2 protein-coding genes (1 of these 2 running past the window's edge) are annotated in these 25,358 nt (G+C 74.2%); both read left to right on the top strand.

Translation table 11 applies throughout. The features are described from left to right. Complete coding sequence (locus QQM67_RS04030) at window positions 1–25,146, top strand: SDR family NAD(P)-dependent oxidoreductase (protein WP_314172113.1); 25,146 nt, start codon at window positions 1–3, stop codon at window positions 25,144–25,146. Then, on the top strand, window positions 25,143–25,358 hold the 5' portion of the coding sequence (locus QQM67_RS04035; RefSeq protein ID WP_314172114.1) for an SDR family NAD(P)-dependent oxidoreductase. It continues 6,219 nt past the right edge of the window; only the first 216 of its 6,435 coding nucleotides appear in the window; its start codon is at window positions 25,143–25,145; the stop codon falls past the right edge of the window. The genes QQM67_RS04030 and QQM67_RS04035 overlap by 4 nt, the downstream gene beginning before the upstream one ends.

Consider the following 25,358-nt stretch of genomic DNA (forward strand, 5'->3'; position numbering starts at 1 on the left):
GTGAGTCGAAACATCGTGCGTGTGCCGGCATGGCGGGACGAGCCGTCGCGCGGGCAGACGGCACCGGCCGGTGTCCGTCGGCTGGCCGTCCTGTGCGACGTCGCGGAAGCGGAACTCGCCCTGCTGAGGCGGCAGTCGCCCCGCCTTTCGGTCGTCGCGGTCGAGAGCCGGGACGACGGGCCCGCCGCCGCGTACGAGCACGCCGCGACCCGGCTGCTCGCCGAGCTTCAGCGGCTGCTGGGCCGCCCGGAGGCCGGGCCGTGCCGGGTGCAGTTGGTGTGCCGGGAGGCCACCCCGTACGGCTGGGCCGGCCTCCTCGGAATGCTGCGTACGGCGGCACTGGAGGACCCGCGACTGCGCGGCCAGCTCATCGAGTTCGACCGGCTGCCGGACGGGACGGAGCTGGCCCGTGTCCTGGAGCAGGAGGCGGGAGAGCCCGCGGACCACGTTCGGCGTACGGGCAGCGCACGGCAGGTGCGCCACTGGACCATCGCGCCGGGGCCCCCGCCCGCGGGCGCGTCCGTCCCGGCTCAGGCGCCCGAGCCGGTCTGGCGGCCCGGCGGCGTCTATCTGATCACCGGTGGCGCGGGGGGCATCGGACGGCTGCTCGTCGCCGGCATACACAGGCATGTGCCCGACGCCCGTACGGTCCTGTGCGGCCGCGGCGCACCGGGGGAGTCCGTGCCGGGTACGCCGGACGCGGGGAGCGAATACCACCGCGTGGACGTCACCGACCCGGACGCGGTGGCCGCGCTGGTCGGCCAAGTCCTGCGTACACACGGCAGGTTGGACGGCGTCGTGCACGCGGCCGGGGTGCTCGGCGACGGCTATCTGATCCGCGCGTCCCACCAGGAGACCCAGCGCGTACTGGCGCCCAAGACGGCCGGTCTCGTCAACCTCGACGAGGCCACGCGCGATCTGCCGCTGGACTTCCTGGCCGCCTTCTCCTCCGGCGCCGGGACCCTCGGCAACGCCGGACAGGCCGGTTATGCCGCAGCCAACGGCTTCCTCGACGCGTACCAGACCCACCGGGCCGCGCTGGCCGGCGCGGGCGAGCGCCGGGGCGTGAGCCTCTCGGTCGGCTGGCCGCTGTGGCGGGACGGCGGGATGAGCGTGCCGGACGAGCAACTGGCCGAGATCGCAGAGCGGTTCGGCCGCCCGCTGGCCACGGACACGGCGCTCACGGCGCTGCACACCGCGCTCGCCCTCGGTACGCCGCACGTCCTGGTCAGGGACGACGCGGACGAGACCCCGGGCGAGGTCCCGCAAGAGGCCGCGGACGAGGACGTGGACGAGCACCGGGACCGGCGCCCGGACGATGCCGGGGGCGAGCGGCCGTCCGCCGCCTGCGGGGACCAGACAGACGCCGTGCCCCCGGAGGGGGACGGGAAGGGGAAACCGGCTGTGGAACTGCGCTCCCTGCGATCCCGGGTACTGCCCGTCCTGAAGCAACTCGTCGCCGAGACCGTGCGGTTGGACGCGGACCGGCTGGACGCCGCCGCGCCCCTGGACGGCTTCGGCATCGACTCGCTCGCCGTCACCCGCCTCAACCGCCGCTTCGCGCAGTGGTTCGGGGCGCTGCCCAAGACGCTGCTGTACCAGTACCCGACGCTCCAGGACCTGGCGGGCCATCTGGCCGAGCACCATCCGGAGGGCTGCCGCCGCTGGCTCGCCGACGCGGACTCCCCTTCGGTGGCCGACCGTTCGGCGACCTCCGCTCCGGCCGGGTCCGCACGTACGGCAGCGCCTCGTACGGCAGCGCCCCGCACGGCAGCGCCCGGTACGGCAGCCTCCGTACCGGGGCCGGCGCCCGCGTCCCTGCCTGCCGCGGCGTCCGCCCGTACGACCGGTGCCGACGAGCCGATCGCCGTCATCGGGCTGCACGGGCGCTACCCCGGCGCGCCCACCCTGGACGCCTTCTGGGAGAACCTGCGCGCGGGCCGGGACAGCGTCACCGAGATCCCGGCCGAACGCTGGTCCCTCGACGGCTTCTTCGAGCCCGACGTCGAGCGCGCGGTGCGCACGGGCGCGAGTTACAGCAAGTGGGGCGCGTTCCTCGACCGGTTCGCGGAGTTCGACGCGCTGTTCTTCGGCGTCGCGCCGCGCGAGGCCGCCGACATGGACCCGCAGGAGCGGCTGTTCGTGGAGAGCGCGTGGTCCGTGCTGGAGGACGCGGGCTACACGCGGCAGCGCCTCGCCGAGCAACACGCCTCCCGCGTGGGGGTGTTCGCGGGAATCACCAAGACCGGCTACGACCGGCACCGTCCCGCCAGGACCGGGGGCGGACTGCCGCCCGCCGCTCCCCGTACGTCGTTCGGCTCCCTGGCGAACCGGGTCTCCTATCTGCTCGATCTGCGCGGCCCCAGCATGCCCGTGGACACCATGTGCTCGGCGTCGCTCACGGCGGTGCACGAGGCGTGCGAGCACCTGCGGCACGGCGCGTGCGAGCTGGCCATCGCGGGCGGCGTCAACCTCTATCTGCATCCCTCCACTTACGTGGACCTGTGCCGTTCGCGGATGCTCGCCGGAGGCGGCCGGTGCCGCAGCTTCGGCGCGGGCGGCGACGGCTTCGTACCCGGCGAAGGTGTCGGAACGGTGCTGCTGAAGCCTCTGTCGCGGGCCGAGGCCGACGGCGACCCCGTGCACGCGGTGATCCTCGGCTCGGCCATCAACCACGGTGGCCGCACCAACGGTTACACCGTGCCCAACCCCCGGGCGCAGGCGGAGCTGATCCGCGAGGCGCTCGACCGCGCGGGCGTGACCGCCGACGAGGTCTCCTGCATCGAGGCGCACGGCACGGGCACCGCGCTCGGAGATCCCGTCGAAGTCGACGGCCTGACACAGGCGTTCAGCGGTCGCGGTGACGACACGCCGCCGTGCGCCCTCAGTTCGGTGAAGTCCAACATCGGCCACCTGGAGGCCGCGGCGGGCATCGCCGGGCTGACGAAGCTCGTGCTCCAGCTTCGCCACGGCGAGCTGGCGCCGACGCTCCACGCCGAACAGCCCAACCCCGACATCGACTTCGGCTCCGTCCCCTTCGCGCTCCAGACCTCGGCGGCGCCGTGGACGCGGCCCGGGCAGGACGGTCCGCGGATCGCGGGGCTGTCGTCGTTCGGCGCCGGCGGGGCGAACGCCCATGTGATCGTCGCCGAGTACGCACGCTCCGCGGAGCCGCGTCGTTCCGCACCGGCAGTACCCGGCGTGGCGGCCGCGACGGCGAACCCGGTGCTGCTGCCGCTCTCCGCCCGGACCCCCGAGGATCTGTGTGCCCGTGCCGAGCAGATGGCGGAGTGGCTGGTCGCCCGCGAGGCAGCCGGTCCGGCCGTCGATCTGACGTCGGTCGCGGCGACGCTCCAGACCGGCCGTGAGGCGATGAACGAGCGGCTGTGCTGCGTCGCGGCCACGCCCGCCGACTGGCTCGACCAGCTGCGTGCCTTCGTCGCGGCTCCGGAGAGCGAGGGCCCCTGGCACCGGGGCCTGGTGCGCGCGACCGGTGAGGCGCTGAGCGCGCTGGCCGGGAAGGACGAGCTCCAGGCGCTCGTCGAACGCTGGATCGAGCGGGGCGAGTGGGCGGAGCTGGCCGCGTTCTGGGCCAAGGGCATGCCGCTGGAGTGGAGCCTGCTCTATCCGGACGGCCGGGTGCCCGACCGCGTTCATCTGCCGGGATACCCGTTCGCCGGGCGCCGCTTCTGGCCCGGTCCGGTGGACGTGCGGCAGGAAGCCGGTACGTATGGCGCCGCCCACGGCGCGGCGCCCGCACCCGGCGCCGCGCCCGCGACGGGCACGGCTCCGTCAGCCACCGCGCTCAACTCACCCTCGGCGGAGGCGACTTCGACGAACGTGACGTCGGTGGACGCCGCCGTGGAGAGCGCGGACGGTGTACGGGCACGGGAGCAGGCGCGCGAGCACATCCGGCGGGTGCTGTTCGACGCGCTCGCCGAAGCCCTTCAGATGGAGCCCTCGGAGATCGATCCGCGCCGCCCCTTCGCGGACTACGGACTCGACTCCATCCTCGGCGTCCACCTGGTCAACACCCTCAACGAGGCGCTGGGCACAGGCCTGGAGACCACCGATCTCTTCGACCACGGGACCGCCGAACGCCTCCGGGCGTTCCTCACCGACAACGTCGGTGACGCGGTGGGCGTCCCGGCCGTTTCCGCCGCCCCGGCCACGGCCGCCCCGGCCCCCGCCGCCCCGGCCACGGCTCCGGTTCCGGCCCTGGCCGCGGTCAGGGCCCCGGAGGACGACGCGATCGCCGTCGTCGGCATGGCCGCCCGCTACGCCGACGCCGAGGACCCCCGTGCCCTGTGGGACCACCTGCTGGCCGGGGACGACCTCATCGAGCCGGTCACCCGCTGGGAGCTGAGCGACGAAGTGACCTGCCGCCACGGCAGTTTCGTCCGCGGCATGGACCGGTTCGACCCCGTCTTCTTCGCGATCTCCGGAGTCGAGGCCGCCCACATGGACCCGCAGCAGCGGATCTTCCTGGAGCAGTGCTGGAACGCCCTGGAGGACGCCGGCTACACCGGAGAGCGGCTGCGCGACCGCAACTGCGGCGTGTACGTGGGCTGTTACGCGGGCGACTACTACGACAGCCTCGGCGGCGGCGCGCCCGCACAGGCGCTGTGGGGCACGATGGGCTCGGTCGTGGCGTCCCGCATCGCCTACCAGCTCGATCTGAAGGGCCCGGCCCTCACCACCGACACCTCCTGCTCCAGCTCCCTGGTCTCCCTCCACCTCGCCTGCCGCGACCTGCGTACGGGCGCCGCCGGCATGGCCGTCGCGGGAGGGGTGTTCCTCCAGACGACGCCGCGCCTGTACGAGGCCGCGAGCCGCGCCGGGATGCTCTCCGCCACCGGCCGCTGCCACAGCTTCGACGCCCGCGCCGACGGCTTCGTACCGGGTGAGGGCGCGGGAGCCGTCGTACTGAAGCGGCTGTCCGACGCGCTGCGCGACGGCGACCACGTCTACGGCGTCGTCCGCGCCACCGGCATCAACCAGGACGGCACCACCAACGGCATCACCGCGCCCAGCGCCGCCTCGCAGGAGGCGCTGCTGCGCGAGGTGCACGCCGAAGTCGCCCCCGGCGGGGTCCAGTTCGTCGAAGCGCACGGCACCGGGACACAGCTCGGCGACCCCATCGAATTCCGTGCTCTCAGCCGGGTGTTCGCGCACGCACCGGCCGGCAGCGTGGTCCTGGGGTCCGTCAAGACCAACCTGGGGCACACCCAGTTCGCCGCCGGCATCGCGGGCGTGGTGAAGGCGCTGCTGGCGCTGGAGCACCGGTGCATACCGCCGTCCCTGCACTTCGCCGAGGCCAACGGCCGCGTGCCGCTGTCCGGCAGCCCGTTCACCGTCGCCACCACGGCACGCTCGTGGCCCGCTCCCGGCGAGGGCCCGCGCAGGGCCGCCGTCAGCTCCTTCGGCGCCAGCGGCACCAACGCGCACGTGGTGCTGGAGGAGCACCGGCCCGCGTCCGGAGGTGAAGTCACCGTCCCCGGCGGTGAGTTCGCCTTCCTGCTCTCGGCCCGCACCCCGGCCGCGCTGCGGGACGCGGCACGGCGGCTGCTGGCGAGGATCGAACGCGAACCGGCTCTGCCCGCCGGAGCGGTGGCCTACAGCCTCGCCGCCGGGCGCGGCCACTTCGCGCACCGGCTGGCCGTCGTCGCTGACGGGCTGCCCGAACTCGCCTCCCGTCTGCATGCCTGGCTCGCCGACACCGGGGAGGGCGCCGGGGCGCTCACCGGGACGGCCCCCGCCGGGCCGGGCATCGTGCCCGACGACGCCTACGACATGGTGCTGTACGGGGTCGCCGACGGCGGAACGCCGCTCGGCTCCTCGGCGGGCGGACTCGCGCCGTCCGAGCTGGCCGTGGCCTATGTGCGGGGCGCCGAGGGCCCGTTCGCCGAGAGCTTCCCGCCCGGAGCGCGCCGACTGGTGTCGCTGCCCACGTACCCCTTCGAGCGGCAGCGCTACTGGGTGGAGGCCTCCGAGGGCCGCAACGAGCAGCCGCGGACCGTACGTCCGCAGCCTGGAGAGCCGGAGGCGGGTCAGCCGCGGACCGGGCAGCCGCAGGCCGGGCGGCAGCCCGTCTCGCCGGGCGCGCTCCCCGGCTCGGCCCCGCCCGGCGCGGGTTCGGGCGACGGCGGGCCCCGCACCGCCTACCGCGAACTGCTCACGGGTGAGGAGTTCTTCCTCGCCGATCACCATGTCGCCGGACGCGCGGTGCTGCCCGGCGTGCTGACGCTGGAGGCCGTGCGGCGTGCAGTCGGCGGCGAGGCCGCCGCTCGCGTCGGGCTGCGCGACATCGTGTGGCCCGCGCCCTTCCCGGTCGGCCAGGGCGGCGCCGAGCTGCGCGTCGACCTCGACGGCGACGCCTTCTCCGTATGCCGCGACGGCAAGTCCGTACACGCGCAGGGGCGGTTGACGGCACCGGGCACGCCGCCCGCGTCCGTACCGCTTGCGACCCTGCGGGAGCGCTGCGCACGGCGGTCGCTGACTCGGCAGCAGTGCCGGGAGGCGCTGGAGGCCGTCGGCATCCGGCACGGCGAACGGCTGCGCGCGATCGAGTCCCTGTCCGTGGGGGACGGCGAGGTCCTGGCCCGGCTGGTGCTGCCAGCGCGGTCGGGCACCGGCAGCAGCACGTTCGGGCTGCATCCGGCGATGCTCGACAGCGCCATCCAGGCCGTCGTCGGTCTGTACGGCGACGAGACCGGCGCCCTCGGCGAGCGCCCAGGCGCGCCCGCGCTGCCGTTCGCCCTGGACGCCGTGGACGTACTGGCCCCCACCACCGACCGCATGTGGGCCCATCTGCGCTGGTCGGACGGTTACGCTCCCGGCCGGGCCGGGGGTGTGACGAAGACGGACATCGACCTCTACGACGACGGCGGACGGCTGTGCGTGAGCCTCCGCGGCTACGCCTCCCGGAGCGTCGGTCACGGTACGGGCGCCGGTACGGGCACTTCCGACGGTACGGGCGCCGACCGTGCGGACGCGGGCGACGTCCCCCGCGCACAGTTGCTGGCCCCGGTGTGGGACGCGCAGCCCGAGGCGCCCGCCCCGCGCTGGCCCGCGCCCGGGTCCCGCGTCGCGCTGCTCGGCGGCACCCCGGACGAACAGGCCGGGCTGCGCCGCCACTTCGCGGACGTCACGGTGCCGGATGCGACCGGCACGACCGGCGACGCGACGGCCGGACAGCTCGCCGCGCTGCTGCCCTCCGGCGTCGACCACGTCTTCTGGGTCGCGCCCGCCGAGCCCGGCGCGGCTTCCGCGACCGATCCGCACGCCGCCGGGACCGACGGAGCTGTCGCCGTCTTCCGCCTCGTCAAGGCGCTGCTGGCGAACGGCGCGGACGCCCGGGAGCTCGGCTTCACCGCCGTGACGCGCCAGGCCCGCCGGCTGCCCGGCGACGCGGACTGCGAACCGGCCCACGCAGGGGTGCACGGGCTGCTCGGCACCCTGGCCAAGGAGTATCCGCACTGGCGCGTCAGGGGCGCCGACGTCGAGCGGGACGCCCCTGTCCCGTGGCCGGAGGTGCTGTCGCTTCCCGCGGACCCGCGCGGCGAGGTGCTGGCCCAGCGGCACGGGGAGTGGTATCGGCAGCGGCTGCTGGAGGTGTCCCCGGCGGACGGCGCCGCCTGCCCGACTGGCGCCGCGGGCGAGCGAGCCGCCCGTACCGACGGCCCGGGCGACGACCGCCCCGGCGAGCACGCCTCCGCCGGCGGCGCTGCCCCCACCGTGCTGCGCGAGCCCGGCGTCGTCGTGGCCATCGGCGGCGCGGGCGGCATCGGCACCGTGTGGACCGAACACATGATGCGCCGTCACGGCGCCCGTGTGGTCTGGATCGGCCGCCGCCCCCATGACGCCACGATCGCCGCGCTCCAGGACCGCCTCGCGTCCTGCGGCCCGCGCCCGGAGTACGTACGTGCCGACGCGACGGACCGGGAGGCTCTCTCGCGCGCCGTCTCGGAGATCGTCCAGCGCCACGGTCCCGTGCGCGGCGTGCTGCACACGGCGATCGTCCTCGGCGACCAGAGCCTGGCCAGGATGGACGAGGACGGTTTCCGTACCACCTACGCCGCCAAGGCCGAGATCGCGGTGAACATGGCGGCGGCCTTCGCCGGGCAGCCGCTGGAGTTCGCAGCGTTCTTCTCCTCGATGCAGTCGTTCTTCAAGGCGCCCGGACAGGCCAACTACGCGGCCGGCTGCACCTTCTCCGACGCCTGGGCCGAGCATCTCGCCGCCACCCTCGACTGCCCCGTGAAGGTGATGAGTTGGGGCTACTGGGCGGGTGTCGGCATCGTGACCGCCGACGGCTACCGGCAGCGCATGGCCCGTCTGGGGCTGGGCTCCATCGAACCGGACGAGGGCATGGCCGCCTTCGACGCGCTGCTGGCCTCCCCGTACCGCCAACTCGCCCTGCTCAAGGCGTCCGACAGCCGGAGCATCGACGGCATCTACGACGACGACGAGCTGCGGCGGCTGCCGAACGCCTCGTCGGCGCCCGCACCCGCGCTCGCCGGAGCCCTGCGCGCCGCCCGCCCCGACCGCAGCGCGGAGATCGAGCGGCTTCGGGCGCAGGCCGACGGCCACGCGGGGTCCATGCACGACGCCCTCGTGCGGATCACCTGGGCGCTGCTGACGTCGCTGGGTCTCTTCCGCGACGGGCGCGCGGCCACCGCCGCCGAGTGGCGCTCCGTCGGCGGCGTCGAGGAGCGCTACCAGCGCTGGACGGAGCACAGCCTCGACGTGCTGACCGCCGCCGGACGTCTGCGCCGCGAAGGGGCGGACGGGCAGGACGGTGCGGGCCGGTACGCGGCCGTCGACCCGCGGCCCGTCGCCACCGAGGACGCGTGGGCGGAGTGGGACCGCGAGCGGCACCGCTGGCTCGCGGACGAGGCCAAGCGCGCGCAGGCCGTACTGGTCGACACGACGCTGCGCGAGCTGACCGGCATCCTCACGGGGCGCCGCCGCGCAACCGACGTGATGTTCCCGGACGCCTCGCTGCGGCTCGTGGAGGCCGTCTACAAGAACAACCCGGTCGCGGACTACTTCAACGACGTCCTCGCCGACACCCTCGTCGCGTATCTCGAACACCGGTTGCGGCAGGACCCGTCGGCGCGGCTGCGCATCCTGGAGATAGGCGCGGGCACCGGGGGCACCAGCTCCGTGGTCTTCCGGCGGCTGCGGCCGCTGGCGCGGCATATCGACAAGTACACCTACACGGACATCTCCAAGGCGTTCCTGCTGCACGCCCGGCGCGAGTACGGCGAGCTCGCGCCGTATCTGGAGACGCAGCTCTTCGACGCGGAGAAGCCGCTCGACGGGCAGCCGGTCGAGGTCGGCGGACACGACGTCGTGATCGCCACGAACGTGCTGCACGCGACGGGCAACATCCGCAACACCTTGCGCAACGCGAAGGCCGCGGCCCGCGCCGGCGGACTGCTGCTGCTGAACGAGCTGAGCGGCAACATCCTCTTCAGCCACCTCACCTTCGGCCTGCTGGACGGCTGGTGGCTCTACGACGACCCGGCGCCGCGCATCGCCGGATCGCCGGGTCTGGCGCCGGAGAGCTGGCGCCGCGTGCTGGCGGAGGTGGGCTTCCGGGAGGCGTTCGTCGCCGCCGAGGGGGCCGACGATCTCGGCCAGCAGGTGATCGTCGCGGAGAGCGACGGGGAGGTGCGGCAGCCGCGGCCGGGCGGCGTCTCCGCGTTCCGGGGGACGCTGCCGGAGGCCGGGGCCGTCCCGGGCGCGGGAGCCGGGGCCGAGGAGCCGCGGTCCTCAACTGCCCCCGTCGCAGCGGCCGTCGCCGCGCGCTCCGTGACCCCGGACCCCGTGGTCAGCGCGGCCGTACCCGCCGGAGGCGGCGAGGACCCCACGGCGCGCGTGACGGACGCGGCCCGTGATCTCTTCCGTGGGCTCGTCGCGGACGTGCTCCAGCTCCCCGTCGGCGACATCCGGGCCGACGTGCCCTTCGAGCGCTACGGCATCGACTCGATCCTCGTCGTCCAGCTCACCGACGCCGTGCGCAAGGTGCTCGACGGCGTCGGCAGCACGCTCTTCTTCGAAGTACGCACCGTCGACGGCCTCGTGGAGCACTTCCTCCGCACCCAGCCGGAAGCCCTCGCCGCACTCGTCGGCGCGGACGCGGACGCCGGTACGGCGCCCGAAGGTACGCGGCCGAGCGGCACGGAGCCGGAGCCCGGCGGGCCCGGCGGGCGTGAGCCCGTCGAGCACATCGCGCCCGGCGGCGCCCAACCGGCGCCCTCCGCCGCGGAGTTCACACCCGCACCGTCCACCGCGGCACCTGCCGTCCCCGCGTACGGCACCACTGGCACCGACACCGCCATCGCCGTCGTCGGCATGGCCGGCCGCTACCCCGGGGCCGCCGACCTGGACGCCTTCTGGGAGAACCTCCTCGCGGGACGGGACAGCGTCACCGAGATCCCCGACGACCGCTGGGACCACGGCCGTTACTACGACGAGCGCCGCGGCGTGCCCGGCAGGACGTACAGCAAGTGGGGCGGATTCCTCGACGGCGTCGACGAGTTCGACCCCCTCTTCTTCGGCATCTCGCCGAAGGCCGCGTCCACCATGGACCCGCAGGAGCGGCTCTTCCTCCAGTGCGCGTGGACGGCGCTGGAGGACGCGGGCCACACGCGGGCCTCGCTGCGCGCCGCCGCACGGGACCGCGTGCCGCAGGACGGCGGCGACATCGGAGTCTTCGTGGGCGCGATGTACTCCGAGTACCAGCTCTACGGCGCCGAGCAGAGCGTCCGGGGCGAACCCGTGGTGGTGCCGGGCAGCCTCGCCTCGATCGCGAACCGCCTCTCGTACTTCCTGGACGCCTCCGGGCCGAGCGTCGCCGTGGACACGATGTGCGCCTCGGCGCTCACCGCCGTCCATCTCGCCTGTGCCGCGATCCGGCGCGGCGAGTGCGCCTCCGCGGTGGCGGGCGGCGTGAACCTGTCGCTGCACCCGAGCAAGTATCTGATGATCGGCGAGGGGCAGTTCGCCTCGACGGACGGGCGCTGCCGCAGCTTCGGCGCGGGCGGCGACGGCTACGTGCCGGGCGAGGGCGTGGGCGCGCTCCTGCTGCGCCCGCTGGCCGACGCCGTCGCCGACGGCGACCGCGTGCTCGGCGTGATCCGCGGCAGCGCCGTGAACCACGGCGGCCGCACACACGGCTTCACGGTCCCCAACCCGCTCGCTCAGGCGTCCGTGATCCGCGCCGCGTGGCGCGGGTCCGGCGTCGACCCGCGCGACATCGGCTGCATCGAGGCGCACGGTACGGGCACCGCACTCGGCGACCCCGTCGAGATCGCCGGACTGACCGCCGCCTTCGGCGAGTTCACCGACGACCGGAACTTCTGCTCCCTGGGCTCGGCCAAGTCCAACGTCGGGCATCTGGAGTCGGCCGCGGGCGCCGCGGGCCTGGCCAAGCTGCTGCTCCAGATGCGCCACGGCACGTTCGTACCGACGCTGCACGCCGAACGCACCAACCCCGAGATCGACTTCGGCAGCGGTCCGTTCGTGCTCCAGCGGGAGGCGGCGCCGTGGCCGCGCCGAGGGCAGCGCCCCCGCCTCGGCGGCGTCTCCGCGTTCGGCGCGGGCGGCTCGAACGCCCATGTGCTGGTCGAGGAGTACGTCGAGGAGCGTGCGGCGCCCGAGGCGGAGCCGCGCCCCGCCTCCCCCGAGCCGGTCGTCGCGGTGCTCTCCGCGCGGGACGGCGAGCGGCTGCGCGAGTACGCCGGACGCCTGCGGGACGCGCTGCGCTCGGGCGAGTGGAGCGACGCCGATCTGCCGGACATCGCCTACACCCTCCAGGTCGGCCGGGAGGCGATGCGCGCCCGTTTCGCCGTGGTGACGAGCGCGCTGCCCGTCCTCGTCGACGCGCTCGACGCCTGCGCCAGGGGTACGGATCTGCCGCAGGGCGCCCGGATGCGTACGGACGGGGCAGCGGGCGGACTGGCCCAAGACCTCGCCCGCGACGAGGACTTCCAGGAGACCGTCCTGCGCTGGATGCGCCGACGGAGGCTGGCGCCGCTGGCGGAGGCGTGGATCGACGGCCTGGACGTGGACTGGCCCCGCGCCTACGAGGAGGGGCCCCGGCCGCGCAAGGTCGGCCTGCCCGGCTACCCCTTCGCGCGGGAGAAGTACTGGTGGAACGACGGGCTCCCGGAGCCCGCGTCCGGGCCCGTGTTCGCGGAGGCGTCCGTGACTCCCGCCGGTTCCGCGGCGCCCGCCCGCTCCGCAACTCCCTTGGCGGCCAAGGGAGTCGGCGCGTCCGCCGTCACCTCCCGCGTCACCTCCCGGGACGGCTCGGCACCGGCGGCGCGGCACGAGCAGCAGCGTGAACTGCCCGCCGGGGACCTCACGTTGCATCCGGTCTGGGAGCCGGTACGCCCGCAGGGCGACGCCGCGCTCCCGTCGCCCACGGAGCGCGTACTGGCGGTCGGCCTGGAGCCGGAGGCCCGCGCCGCGCTCGACGCGTACGGGTCCGGCGTGGTGACCCTCGCGGAGCTGGATGCGTACGGAGACCCGGAGCCGGCCTCGTGGCCGGATTCGGCGGCGGGGGCGGGAGAGCCCTCCGTGGCGGAGGTCCGCCGGGCGCTGGCCGCCGCGGGCGCCTTCGACCATGTTGTCGTGCAGGTCCCGACGCCCGCCGCACAGCACGGTGCGCGGCAGCGCGTCGAGGCCCGACGCACCGCCGTACGCGGGCTGTTCAGGCTGCTCCAGGCGCTGTCGGCGACCGTCGGCGACGAGCGGCGGTTCGGCCTGACGCTGCTGACGCGCGACGCGTTCGACCCGGACCGCGCCGGCGGCGCGGACCCGGCGCAGGCCGCACTGCACGGTCTCGTCGGAGGGCTGGCCAAGGAGCAGCCGTACTGGAGTGTCCGCGCGGTGGACCTGACCGACGGCGAACCCTTCGTCCCCGCCGAGGTCTTCGCGCTGCCCGCCGACCGCCGCGCGCATCCCCTCGCCCGCCGGGGCGGCCAGTGGCTGAGCCGCAGGCTCCTGCCCGTCGGCGCGCTGCGGCCCGCGGACGTGGAGCGGTCCGTCGACGTCGAGCGGTCCGTGCCCGCTGCGAACGGCGGCTTCCGCCGCGGCGGCGTCTACGTGCTGATCGGCGGCGCGGGCGACCTCGGCGCCGTCCTCAGCGAGCATCTGCTGCGCCGTCACGACGCACGCGTGGTGTGGGTGGGCCGCCGTGCGGAGGACGAGTCAGTGCGGGCCCACGCGGCCCGGGTCGCCGAGGCCGCGGGCGGACGCGCCCCCGAGTATCTGTCCGCCGACGCCACCGATCCGGCCGCGCTCGCCCGAGCACGGGACGAGGTGATCCGGCGGCACGGACGCGTCGACGGCGTCGTGCACCTGGCGATGGTCTTCAGCCACACGCTGCTCGCCGAGATGAGCGAGCCGGAGCTGGAGGCGACCCTCGCCGCCAAGGCCGACCCGGCCGTCCACCTGGCCGACGTCTTCGCCGGACAGCGGCTCGACTTCGTCCTGCTGGTCTCGTCGCTCGTCAGCTTCATACGCAACTCCCATCAGGCGCACTACGCGGCTGCCTGCGCCTACGAGGACGCCCTCGCCCCCCGGCTCGGCCGGGAGTTGGGCTGCCCCGTGAAGGTCGTCAACTGGGGCTACTGGGGCAACGTCACCGACGAGGTGCTGCGCGGTGTGACCGGCATGGGACTCGCGCCGATCGAGGCCGCGTCCGCCATGGAGGCCCTGGAAGGGCTGCTGTCCGGTCCCCTCGACGAGATCGGCTTCATGCGGCTCGGCCGTCCGCTGCCCGTGGAGGGCGTGATCGCCGGGGAGACCCTCAACGCGCTTTCGCACGGCCGGACTTCGACCGCCGTCGCGGCCCCCGAGGCGCTGCCCGCCGGGCTGGCGGAACACCACGCGGGCCCCGTGCCCGGCGAGATCGACGCCCTGCTGTGCCGGGTCGTGGCGGCCGGACTGCGGCGTGCGGGCCTGCACCGCCCGGCCGACGGCTTCGGCCCCGGCACGGACGCGGCGGCGAACGTGGACGAGCGCTTCGGCGGCTGGCTCGCCGCCACGCTGCGGACCCTCCGGGAGCACGCGCTCATCGACCCGAGCGGCGACTGGAGCGCCCACGCCCCCACCGCGCGGGACGCCGGCGACTGTCTCGCCGAGTGGCAGCGGAACGCGGAGCGCTGGGCGGCCGGTCACTCCGATCTCCGGGCGCCCACAGCCCTGTTGAGCCGTACGCTGCCCGCCCTCGCGGACATCCTGCACGGACGCGTTCCCGCGACCGACGTGCTCTTCCCCGACGGATCGTTCTCACTTGTGGAGGGCGTCTACCGGGACAACGCGGTGGCCTCGCACTTCAACGCCGTCCTGGCAGGACAGGTCGCGGCCTTCCTGCACGCCCGCCGGCAGGCAGACCCGGGGGCCCGGCTCCGCGTACTGGAGATCGGCGCCGGCACCGGCGGAACGACGGTCCCCGTGCTCGAACGGCTGGAGCGCGCCGGTCTGGACGTCGCCGAGTACTGCTTCACCGATCTGTCGGTCGCCTTCCTTCAGCAGGCCGAGGACACCCTCGGCGCGACCCGCGACCACCTCGCGTGCCGGGTCCTCGACGTGTCCCGGCCGCCGCACGCGCAGGGCTTCGAGCCCGGTGCGTACGACGTGGTGATCGCGGCGAACGTCCTGCACGCGACGGGCGACGTACGCACCGCCCTGCGGCACGCCAAGTCGCTGCTGCGCGGCGGGGGAATGCTGGCGCTGAACGAGATCAGCGGCTTCTACCTCGTCAACCACCTCACCTTCGGTCTGCTGGACGGCTGGTGGCTCTACGGCGACGCGGAGCTGCGGGTGCCGGGCAGTCCGGCGCTGGCCCCGGAGAGCTGGCGCCGGGTGCTGGTGCAGGAGGGCTTCACCGGCGTCGACGACCCGGCGCGGGACGCCTCCGCGCTGGGCCAGCAGATCGTGATCGCCCACAGCGACGGACTGGTACGCGGGCCCGCGGCGGACGCGGACGCGGCGGCATCGGGCGAACCGCGGCAGGGCGCGGCGGAGTCCGGCGTCGTACGGGAGACGGCCGTCGTGCCCGGAACAGCGGACGCGACCGGGGAGTCGGACCCGGCGGCGCCCGGCGGCGCGGGCCTGTCCCGGGTGGCGGACGTGGTCGAGGCGGAGCTGGCGGACGCGCTGCGGCTGCCGGTGGAGCGGATCGACAGGAGCGGGGCCTTCGCCGACGTCGGGCTCGACTCGATCGTCGGCGCACGGTTCGTGCAGCGCCTCAACCAGGAGCTGGGGCTGGACCTGCTGACGACCGTGATCTTCGATCACCGCAGCGTGGACGAGCTGGCGGACCACATCGTGCGGGACCACCGGCCCACGCTTCCGGCGGCACCCGTGCCGTCCGCAGCGGCGCAGGACGGGCGGCGGGACGGGCGGAATCCCGCCCGCGCGCCGGGAGTTGAGCCCGTGGCCGGGGAGGCACCTGAGCCCGTGACCGGACCCGCCCCCGCCACGGAGCCCGTACCCGCAGCGGCGCCCCGACGGGCCGCCGCCCCGGAGGACACCGCGCTCGCACCGCAGGACATGGCCGCCCTCGCCGGCCGCCGCGACGGCGGCGGCACCCGCGAACCCGTCGCCATCGTGGGCGTCAGCGGCCGCTTCGCCGGCTCGGACGACCTCGACGCTCTGTGGCGGCACCTGGCGGCGGGCGACGACCTCGTAGGACCGATCGACAGGTGGGACCTCTCGGCGTACGGCGAGGACGAACTGACCTGCCGCGACGGCAGTTTCCTCGACGGCATCGACCAATTCGACGCGCGGTTCTTCAAGTTGTCGGGCCGCGAGGCGGCCTACACCGACCCCCAGCAGCGGCTCTTCCTCGAACAGGCGTGGGCGGCCCTGGAGGACGCCGGTCACGCCGGAGCGTCGACCGACGGCATGCGGTGCGGCGTCTACGTCGGCTGCACCGGCGGCGACTACTCCGACCACTTCGAGGACGCGCCGCCCGCGCAGGCGGTGTGGGGCAACGCGCCCTCGATCGTCCCCGCGCGCATCGCCTACCACCTGAACCTCCAGGGCCCGGCCATCGCCGTCGACACGGCCTGCTCCAGCTCGCTGGTCGCCGTGCATCTGGCGTGCCAGGGCCTGTGGAGCGGCGAGACCGAGATGGCCGTCGCGGGCGGCGTGAGCGTGCAGACCACACCGGCGACATATCTCTCGGCGAGCCGCGCCGGGATGCTCTCGCCCACCGGGCGCTGCCACACCTTCGACGCGGCGGCCGACGGGTTCGTGCCGGGCGAGGGCGTGGGCGTCGTGGTGCTGCGGCGGCTGTCGGACGCGCTGCGCGACGGCGACCACGTGCACGCCGTCATCCGCGGCTCGGGCGTCAACCAGGACGGTGCCACCAACGGCATCACCGCGCCCAGCGCCCTGTCGCAGGAGCGGCTGATCCGGCGGGTCTACGACGACTTCGGGATCGAGCCGGCCGAGATCGGCATGGTCGAGGCGCACGGCACCGGCACCCAGCTCGGCGACCCGATCGAGTGCCATGCGCTGCAACGCGTCTTCGAGGGCAGCGACGTCCCGGGCGGCTGCGCCCTGGGATCGATCAAGACGAACCTCGGGCACACGACGTCCGCCGCGGGTGTGGCCGGCCTGCACAAGATCGTCCTCTCGCTGCGCCACCGCCAGATCCCGCCGTCCCTGCACTACCACGACCGCAACCCCGCGATCCGGCTGGAAGGCGGACCTCTGTACGTGAACACCTCACTGCGCCCCTGGGAGCCCAACGCCGAGGGGCGGCGGGCGGCTGCTCTCAGCTCGTTCGGCTTCAGCGGCACCAACAGCCACGTCGTCGTGGAAGAGGCACCCGCACGCGACGAACGCCCCGGACTCGTGGCGGAGTCCGCCGCCAGGCCGTGGCTCTTCCCGCTCTCCGCGCCCCAGCCCGCGCCGCTGCGCGAGCGCGTGCGCGACCTGGCGGAGCATCTGCGGGCCGCGCCCGACGCGGTTCTCGCCGACGTCAGCCACACCCTCGCCAACGGGCGGGCCCACTTCGCACACCGCGCGGCCTTCGTGGCCCGCACCCGCGAGGAGCTGATCGCACAGCTCGACGAGTGGCTGGCGGGCGGCGACGCGCACACCGGCGTGGTGCGGGGGACCCGGACCGGCACGGACACGGGCACGCCGGGCGAGAGCCAGAGTCCCGGTCCGGAGGAGTCCGCCCGCAGCCGCTATCTCGACGGTGAATCCGTCGACTTCGGGCCGCTGTTCGCGGGCGTAGAGGTCCGCCGTACGCCGCTGCCCACGTACCCGTTCCAGCGCAGGAGCCACTGGGTGCGCGGCACTCCGCAGCACGGCGGCACGCATGCGGCCGAGGGCACCGTCCGTACGCCCGACAACTCGGTACGTACGGACGGCACCCCGGCACGTACGCCTGACGACTCCGTACGTACGCCCGAGGACGCCGTCGCAGTGGTGGGCCTCTCCGCCCGGTTCGCGCAGTCGCCGGACGCCGAGGCGCTGTGGGCGCATCTCGCGGCAGGCGACGACCTCGTCGGCGAGGTGAGGCGCTGGGACCTGTCGGAGATCACCGGCGGCCGGGCCGAACACGGCAGCTTCGTCGAGGACATCGCCCGGTTCGACGCCCTCTACTTCGGGGTCTCGGGCAACGAGGCGACGTACGCAGATCCCCAGCAGCGCATTTATCTGGAGGAGTGCTGGCACGCCCTGGAGGACGCCGGCTACGCGGGCGAGCGCCTGGACGGGCGCGGTTGCGGCGTCTACGTCGGCGCCTACCCCGGCGACTACCACGAACTGATCGGCGCCGACCGGCCGCCGCAGACCATGTGGGGCAACATGGCCTCGGTCATCGCCTCCCGCATCTCCTACTTCCTGGATCTGGACGGCCCGGCGATGTCCGTCGACTCGGCGTGCTCCAGCTCGCTGGTCGCCATCCACACCGCCTGCCAGGACCTGCGGCTGGGCACGACGTCCATGGCGCTGGCCGGAGGGGTGTTCATCCAGGCGACGCCGCGGCTCTACCAGTACTCGGGCCGGGCCCGGATGCTCTCGGCCACCGGGCGCTGCCATGCCTTCGACGCGGCGGCCGACGGCTTCGTGCCCGGCGAGGGCGCCGGGGTCGTCGTGCTGAAGCGGCTGGCGGACGCGCTGCGCGACGGCGACCGCGTCTACGGCGTGATCCGTGGCTCGGGCGTCAACCAGGACGGCACCACCAACGGCATCACGGCGCCCAGCGGCGAGGCCCAGGAGAGCCTGATCCGCGACGTCTACGAACGCGCGGGCGTCGATCCGTCCGGCATCCAGCTCATCGAGGCGCACGGCACGGGCACGCCGCTGGGCGACCCCATCGAATTCGAGGCGCTGCGCGGCGTCTTCGCGGGGGCGCCGAAGGGCGGGTGCGCGCTGGGCACGATCAAGACCAATGTGGGGCACACCCAGTTCACCGCGGGGGTGGCCGGAGCGCTCAAGGTGCTGCTGGCCCTCGACCGCGAACAGCTGCCGCCCTCGCTGCACTTCACGCGTCCCAACCCGGCCATCGACCTGGCGGACAGCCCGTTCTACGTCAACACCGGACTGCTGCCGTGGCCCGAACCGGCCGACGGGCCGCGCCGTGCGGGCGTCAGCTCCTTCGGCGCAGCCGGCACCAACGCGCACGTACTCATCGAACAGGCCCCTCCCGCCGCCGAGTCGGGGCACGCGGAGCGCGAGCGGTGGCTGCTGGTGCTCTCCGGCCAGGACGGCACCGCGCTGCGCGCACAGGCCCAGCGGATGCTGGACCACGCCGAGCGGCACACGGACCTCGACCTCGGGGACGTGGCCTGGACGCTGGCCACGGGACGGCGGCACAGCGAACACCGCCTGGCCTGCGTCGCCGCAGACCGCGAGGAGTGGACGACGGCCCTGCGCGACTGGCTGCGCGACGGTACCGCCGAGGGCGTGTGGTCGGGCGAGACGACCGGCCCGCCGCACGACGGGAACACGGACGCGGGCGCAGGTGAGCGTGGGGGTGAACTCGCCCGCGCCGAGCGGCTGATGGCGGACCGTGACCGGCCCGAAAGCCTCGCCGCGCTCGCGGAGTCGTACGTACGGGGCGCGGTCGCACGCTTCGCACCGCTGTACGCCGACGGCGGCTTCCGCGTCGTGTCGCTGCCCGGTTACCCGTTCGGCGGCGAGCGCTACTGGACCGGGCCGCTGCCGGGAGACACGGAGCCCGACGCGGCTCCTGGTTCCTCCGCCCGATTCGGGCCCGGAGTCGCGCTGACCGGGAAGGAGTTCTTCCTCGACCACCACCGGGTCGGCGGAGTTCCCGTACTGCCCGGTGTCGCCTACCTGGAACTGGCGCACGCGGCGGCCATCGCACAGGGCCTGACGTCCGAAGGGGTGCTGCTGCGCAACGTCGTATGGGCGCGTGCGGCGCGTGTGACCGAACCGCTCTCCGTCGAGACGGTGCTCGAACCGCGGGCGGACGACGGCGCGTTGGCGGACGACGGCGCGTTCGGCTTCGAGATCGCTTCGACGGACGGCGGCGGACGGCGCCTGGTGCACGGCAGGGGCCAGATCGAGCGCCGCCCGGACGGCGCGGTCGCGCCGCTCGACCTCGACGGACTGCTGGCCCGGTGCGATCAGCGCACCCTCGGCCACGAGGAGTGCTACGAACTGCTCGGCGGCACCGGCATGTCGTACGGCCGCTCCATGCGCGGCCTGGAGCGGCTGCATATCGGGCGCCGGCTGGCCGTCGGGCGGCTGCGCGTGCCCGCGGAGGCACGGGACGGGCGGGCCTGGACGCTCCATCCGTCCCTGCTGGACGCGGCGTTGCAGGCGACCGTGGGACTGGCGCTGGGCGGTGAGTCCGACGGGCTGACGGCCGCGCTGCCGTTCGCGGTGGAGCAGGTGCACGTGCTCGCCGCGAGCCCCGAGAGCGGGTGGGCGGTGGCCCGTCCCGCCGACGGCGACGCCGACGGCCCGGTGCGGCGCATGGACGTGGAGATCTGCGACGACGACGGCGTGGTGTGCGTGCGGCTGCTCGGGTTCAGCACCCGTGAACTTCCGGGCGCGGCCACGGAGTTGCCGGACTCCCACGGCCGGGCCCCGGCACCGGCGTCCGCCGCCGCGGCGACCACGGCTCCCACTCCCGCGGCCCCCGCCGACGGCACGCTGGTCTTCGCCCGTCCGGCCTGGCACACGGCCGGGCCCCCACGCCCCTCGGCCCAGCCGGTCCGCAGGGAGATCCTGCTGGGCGGTGGCCCGTCGGGCGCCGACGCGGACGAGGTCTCACGGCGTACGGGAGTCCCGTGCGCGGAGCTGCCGGGCGGAGCCGACCTCGCCGAGCGGTACACCCGGCAGGCCGAGGCGCTGCTCGTCAAGGTGCAGCAACTGCTGCCCGCCGTCCGCGAGGAGCGCGTACTGCTTCAGATCGCCGTTCCCGCGCACGGCGAGGGACGGCTCTTCGCCGGGCTCGCGGGCCTGCTGCGTACGGCGTGCGCGGAGCACCCCGGGCTGGCGGCGCAGCTCGTCGAGACTGACGCGGCCGACGCCGCGACGCTCTGCGCACACCTCGACGAGGAGGCCGCGAACCACGACGAGACGGCCGTGCGCCGCATCGGCGGCGAGCGCCTGGTGCGGCGCTGGCACGACTTCCGCCCGAACACGAGCCCGGACGGAGGCGGCGACGGCGAACCGTGGAAGCCGGGCGGCGTCTACCTCGTCACCGGCGGAGCGGGCGGCCTCGGAGCGCTCTTCGCGCGCCGGATCGCACACACCGCGCCCGGCGCCGCGCTCGTGCTGTGCGGGCGCTCACCGCTGGGCCCGGCACAGCGCGAACTCCTCGCGGAGCTGCGTGACTTGGGTGCGTCGGCGGCGTCGTACCACAGCCTGGACGTCGCACGGCGCGACGACGTCACGCGGCTGGTGGAGGGCGTGCTGGCGGAGCACGGACGGCTCGACGGCGTCGTACACAGCGCCGGAGTGCTGCGGGACGGCTTCGTCGCACGGAAGAGCACCGAGCAACTGCGCGATGTCCTCGCGCCGAAGGTCGCGGGGCTGGTGCACCTCGACGAGGCCACCGCCGCCGTGGAGTTGGACTTCTTCCTCGCCTTCTCCTCGATGTCCGTACTCGGCAACCCGGGGCAGGCCGACTACGCCGCGGCCAACGCCTTCCTGGACGCCTACGCCGGGCACCGCCGCGAACTGGCGGCGCGCGGCGAGCGCCACGGCCGTTCGCTGTCGGTCGGCTGGCCCCTGTGGGCCGACGGCGGGATGCGCGTGGACGCCGCCACGGAACGCCGTATCCACGCCGCCTCCGGAATGCTCCCGCTCCGCGCCCGCGAGGGGTTCGAGGCCCTGGCACAGCTCTGCGCGAGCGATCTGCCGCATGCGCTGACCGCCTTCGGCGACCGTCCGCGGATCGAATCGGCGCTGTTCACCGCGCCGGAGGCGGAGGCCACCGCGGGGCCCGAGGCCGCCCCTGAGCCCGGGGCCGCCGCTGAACCCGAGGCGGACGTGCCCGCCGCCGACCACGAACGGAGCCGAGGCATGACACACGCGGAGCTCGTCGGCGAACTCGCCGCGCACCTCTCGGGGTTGCTGGACGTACCGGCGGAGGAGATCGAGGGCGGGGTGGAGCTGAGCGAGTACGGCTTCGACTCGATCTCCCTGACGGAGTTCGTCGCGCTGCTGAACGCCGAGTACGGGCTGTCGCTCGTCCCGACGCTGCTCTTCGAGCACTCGACGCTCGACGGCGTCGCGGGACATCTGCTGGAGGAGTACGCGGACCAGTTCGCGGGCGCCGGGGCCCCGACTCCGGCCCCGGCGGCCCCGGCCCCAACTCCGGCTCCGGCTCCGGCGCCTGAGCCGGTGACCGTGCCCGCCCTCGCATCGCCCCCCGCGGCGAACGCCGAAGCGGACGCGGACGGCGACGTGCTGCGCCGCGCGCTCGTCAAGCGGCTGCGGGAGATGACGTCGGCGGTGCTCAAGGTCCCGGCGGAGAAGATCAGCGGCACGGCGGAGATGAGCAAGTACGGCGTGGACTCGCTGTCGTTGGCAGAGCTGGCGGCCGCCGTCAACGCCGAGTTCTCGCTGATGCTGGACCCGACATTCTTCTTCGAGCACCCGACGCTGGAATCCGTCGCGGGCTACCTCCTCGACCGGCACGCGGACCGTCTGACCGGCCTGGCCGTTCGGCCCCGCCCCGAGCCGGTCCAGACCCGACCCGCACTCCCCGCCCCAGAGCCGAGCCCCGCCGGGCAGCCGGAGGGCGGCTCCCCGGAGGAACCCGTGGCCGTCATCGGCATCAGCGCCCGGTTCCCCATGGCGGACGACATCGACGAGTTCTGGGAGAACCTGCGTGAGGGGCGGGACTGCATCCGGGAGGTGCCGCCGGACCGCTGGGACTGGCGCGAGTACTACGGCGACCCCGTGAAGGAGCCCAACACCACCAATGTGACGTCCGGCGGATTCATGGACGGGGTCGGCGACTTCGACCCGCTGTTCTTCGATATCTCGCCCAAGGAAGCGGAGTTGATGGACCCGCAGCAGCGGCTGCTGATGCTCCACACCTGGAAGGCGCTGGAGGACGCGGGCTATGCGCCCGACAGCCTCGCGGGCACGGCCACCGCTCTCTTCGTCGGCACGACGAACACCGGCTACGGCAGCATGGTCAGCCGCTACTCACCGGTGATCGAGGGGTACGACGCAACGGGAGCCGCGCCGTGCATGGGCCCGAACCGGATGAGCCACTTCCTCGATCTGCACGGCCCGAGCGAGCCGGTCGACACCGCCTGTTCGAGTTCTCTGGTCGCAATTCACCGCGCCCTTCAGGCGATTCGCGAAGGCCAGTCCGAAATGGCGATCGCCGGCGGCGTCAACACGATGGTCAGCATCGACGGTCACATCAGCATTTCCCGGGCTGGGATGTTGAGTGTGGATGGTCGGTGTAAGACGTTTTCGGTGGGGGCGGATGGTTATGGGCGTGGTGAGGGGGTGGGGATTTTGGTGTTGAAGGGTTTGTCGGCGGCGGTGCGTGATGGTGATCATGTGTATGGGGTGGTGCGTTCGTCGGCGGTGAATCATGGGGGTCGTGCGAATTCTTTGACGGCGCCGAATCCTCGTGCTCAGGCGGATTTGGTGGTGCGTGCGTGGGAGCGTGCGGGTGTTGATCCGCGGTCGGTGGGTTATGTGGAGGCGCATGGTACGGGGACGGGGTTGGGTGATCCGGTTGAGGTGAACGGGTTGCGGGCGGCGTTTTCGCGGTTGTATGCGGATTGGGGGGTTGAGGAGTCGGAGGGTCCGGGGGCTCATATCGGTCTGGGTTCGGTGAAGACGAATATCGGGCATTTGGAGTTGGCGTCCGGTGTTGCGGGTGTGGTGAAGGTGTTGTTGCAGATGCGGCACCGGATGTTGGTGGGGAGTCTGCATTGTGACTCGGTGAATCCGTATGTGCGGTTGGAGGGTTCTCCGTTCCGGCTTGTGCGGGAGTGTGAGCCGTGGGTGGCGGTGCGGGATTCGCAGGGGCGGGAGTTGCCGCGTCGGGCGGGGGTGAGTTCCTTCGGTTTCGGTGGTGCGAATGCGCATGTGGTGCTGGAGGAGTACCGTCCTCCGGCCGAATCCCGGCCTGCCGGCCGTCCCGGGCCGGCGCCGTCCGCCGACACCCGCCCCCTCGCCGTACTCCTCTCCGCCCACCGTCCCGACGTACTGCGTGACATGGCCGCCCGCTGGGTCGAGGTCCTGCGCCGCGGCGACCACCGCGAGGACGACCTCCCCGCCCTGTCGTACACCTCGCAGACAGGCCGTACGGCCATGGCGGAGCGGCTGGCGGTGGTCGCCGGGACCCTCGGCGAGCTGCGGACGGCGCTGGAGGCGTGGCTCGCGGGCGAGCAGGGCGAGGCGTCACCGGCCGTCTTCACCGGCCGCGTCCCGCGCGACGGCGAGGTCCCGGCGGCACCGGCCGTCCTCACCGACCGCTTCGCGCCCACGGGACGTGCGGACGCAGAGCACTGGGCCCCGGTGCTCCGGGCCTGGACGGCGGGCGCGGAGTGCGACTGGAACCTGCTGTGGGGGGAGAACCGCCCGCACCGGATCTCCCTGCCGACGTACCCCTTCCAACTCCGCCGCTACTGGCTCGACATGACGAGCCCCGCGCACGGCCCGCACGTCTCGCGCGGACTGCATCCACTCGTCCACACGAACACCTCCGACCTCCGCGAGCAGCGCTACACCTCGCGCTTCACCGGCCGTGAGTTCTACCTCGCCGACCACCGGGTGCAGGGCGAGCCCGTGCTGCCGGGAGCGGCGACGCTGGAGATGGCGCGGGCCGCGGCCGCACTGGCGGCCGGAGGCGAGGAGGCGGGCGACTGGGCGCTGAGCCGGGTCGTCTGGTCCCGCCCCCTGCGGGGCGTACGGGCCGTGGACGCGCACACGGCCGTGTCCGTGGGGGCGGACGGCGAACCGGCCTTCGAGATCTACACGGAGGGCCCGGACGGCGAACGCGTCGTGCACGCCACCGGGCGGCTGCGGCGCCACGCGGCCGGGGAGCGGGCCCAACGCCTCGATATGGCCGCGCAGTTGGCGGAGTGCGACGGGGCGGTGCTGGACGCCGAGGCGTGCTACGCCCGGTTCGCCGGCGCGGGCCTGGAGTACGGGTCCACGCTGCGAGCCGTCGAGACCCTGAACTGCGGTTCCCGGCAGGCCGTCGCCCGCCTGCGGCTCTCCCCGGCCGCGGTTGCGAGAACCGGGTTCGTGCTGCACCCGGGCCTGCTCGACGCGGCGCTCCAGTCGACCGCCGGGCTCTTCGCCGCACCCGGCGGCACGTCCGCCACGGCGCTGCCGTTCGCTCTCGACGGGCTGGAAGTCCTCGGTGCGACACCGGAGTCGGGATGGGCCGTGGCCCGCTTCGCGGCCGGCGACCGCCCCGGCGGGGTGCGCCGGCTCGACGTCGACGTCTGCGACGACGAGGGCGAAGTCCGCGTGCGGATCAGGGGGTTCCAGGTGCGTACGTACGGCGACGGCGGGCCGGGCGAAGGAACGCCGGGGGAGCGGGCGGCCGGGACACCCGACGCGGACGCCCGGTTGCTGCAACTCATCCAGGCCATCGGCGAGGGCGCCCTGAGCGCTGACGATTTCCAGCGGAGCCTCATATGACCAGTCGCATCACGTCACTTACCGAACTTCACGAGCTGCACGAACTCATCCGTACGGGACGGGTCGGCCAGGAGGAGGCCCTGCGGCTGGTCCGGGACTGGCAGCAGCGGCAGGGGCAGTCCCCGCCCGGCGGGCAGTGGACGGAACAACTGCCGGGCCAGGGGCCGGTCCCCGAGGAGCCGGAGCAGCGGGAGCGGGCCCGTGACGAGGAG

The sequence above is a fragment of the Streptomyces winkii genome (assembly GCF_032248595.1).
Classification (GTDB): domain Bacteria; phylum Actinomycetota; class Actinomycetes; order Streptomycetales; family Streptomycetaceae; genus Streptomyces; species Streptomyces winkii.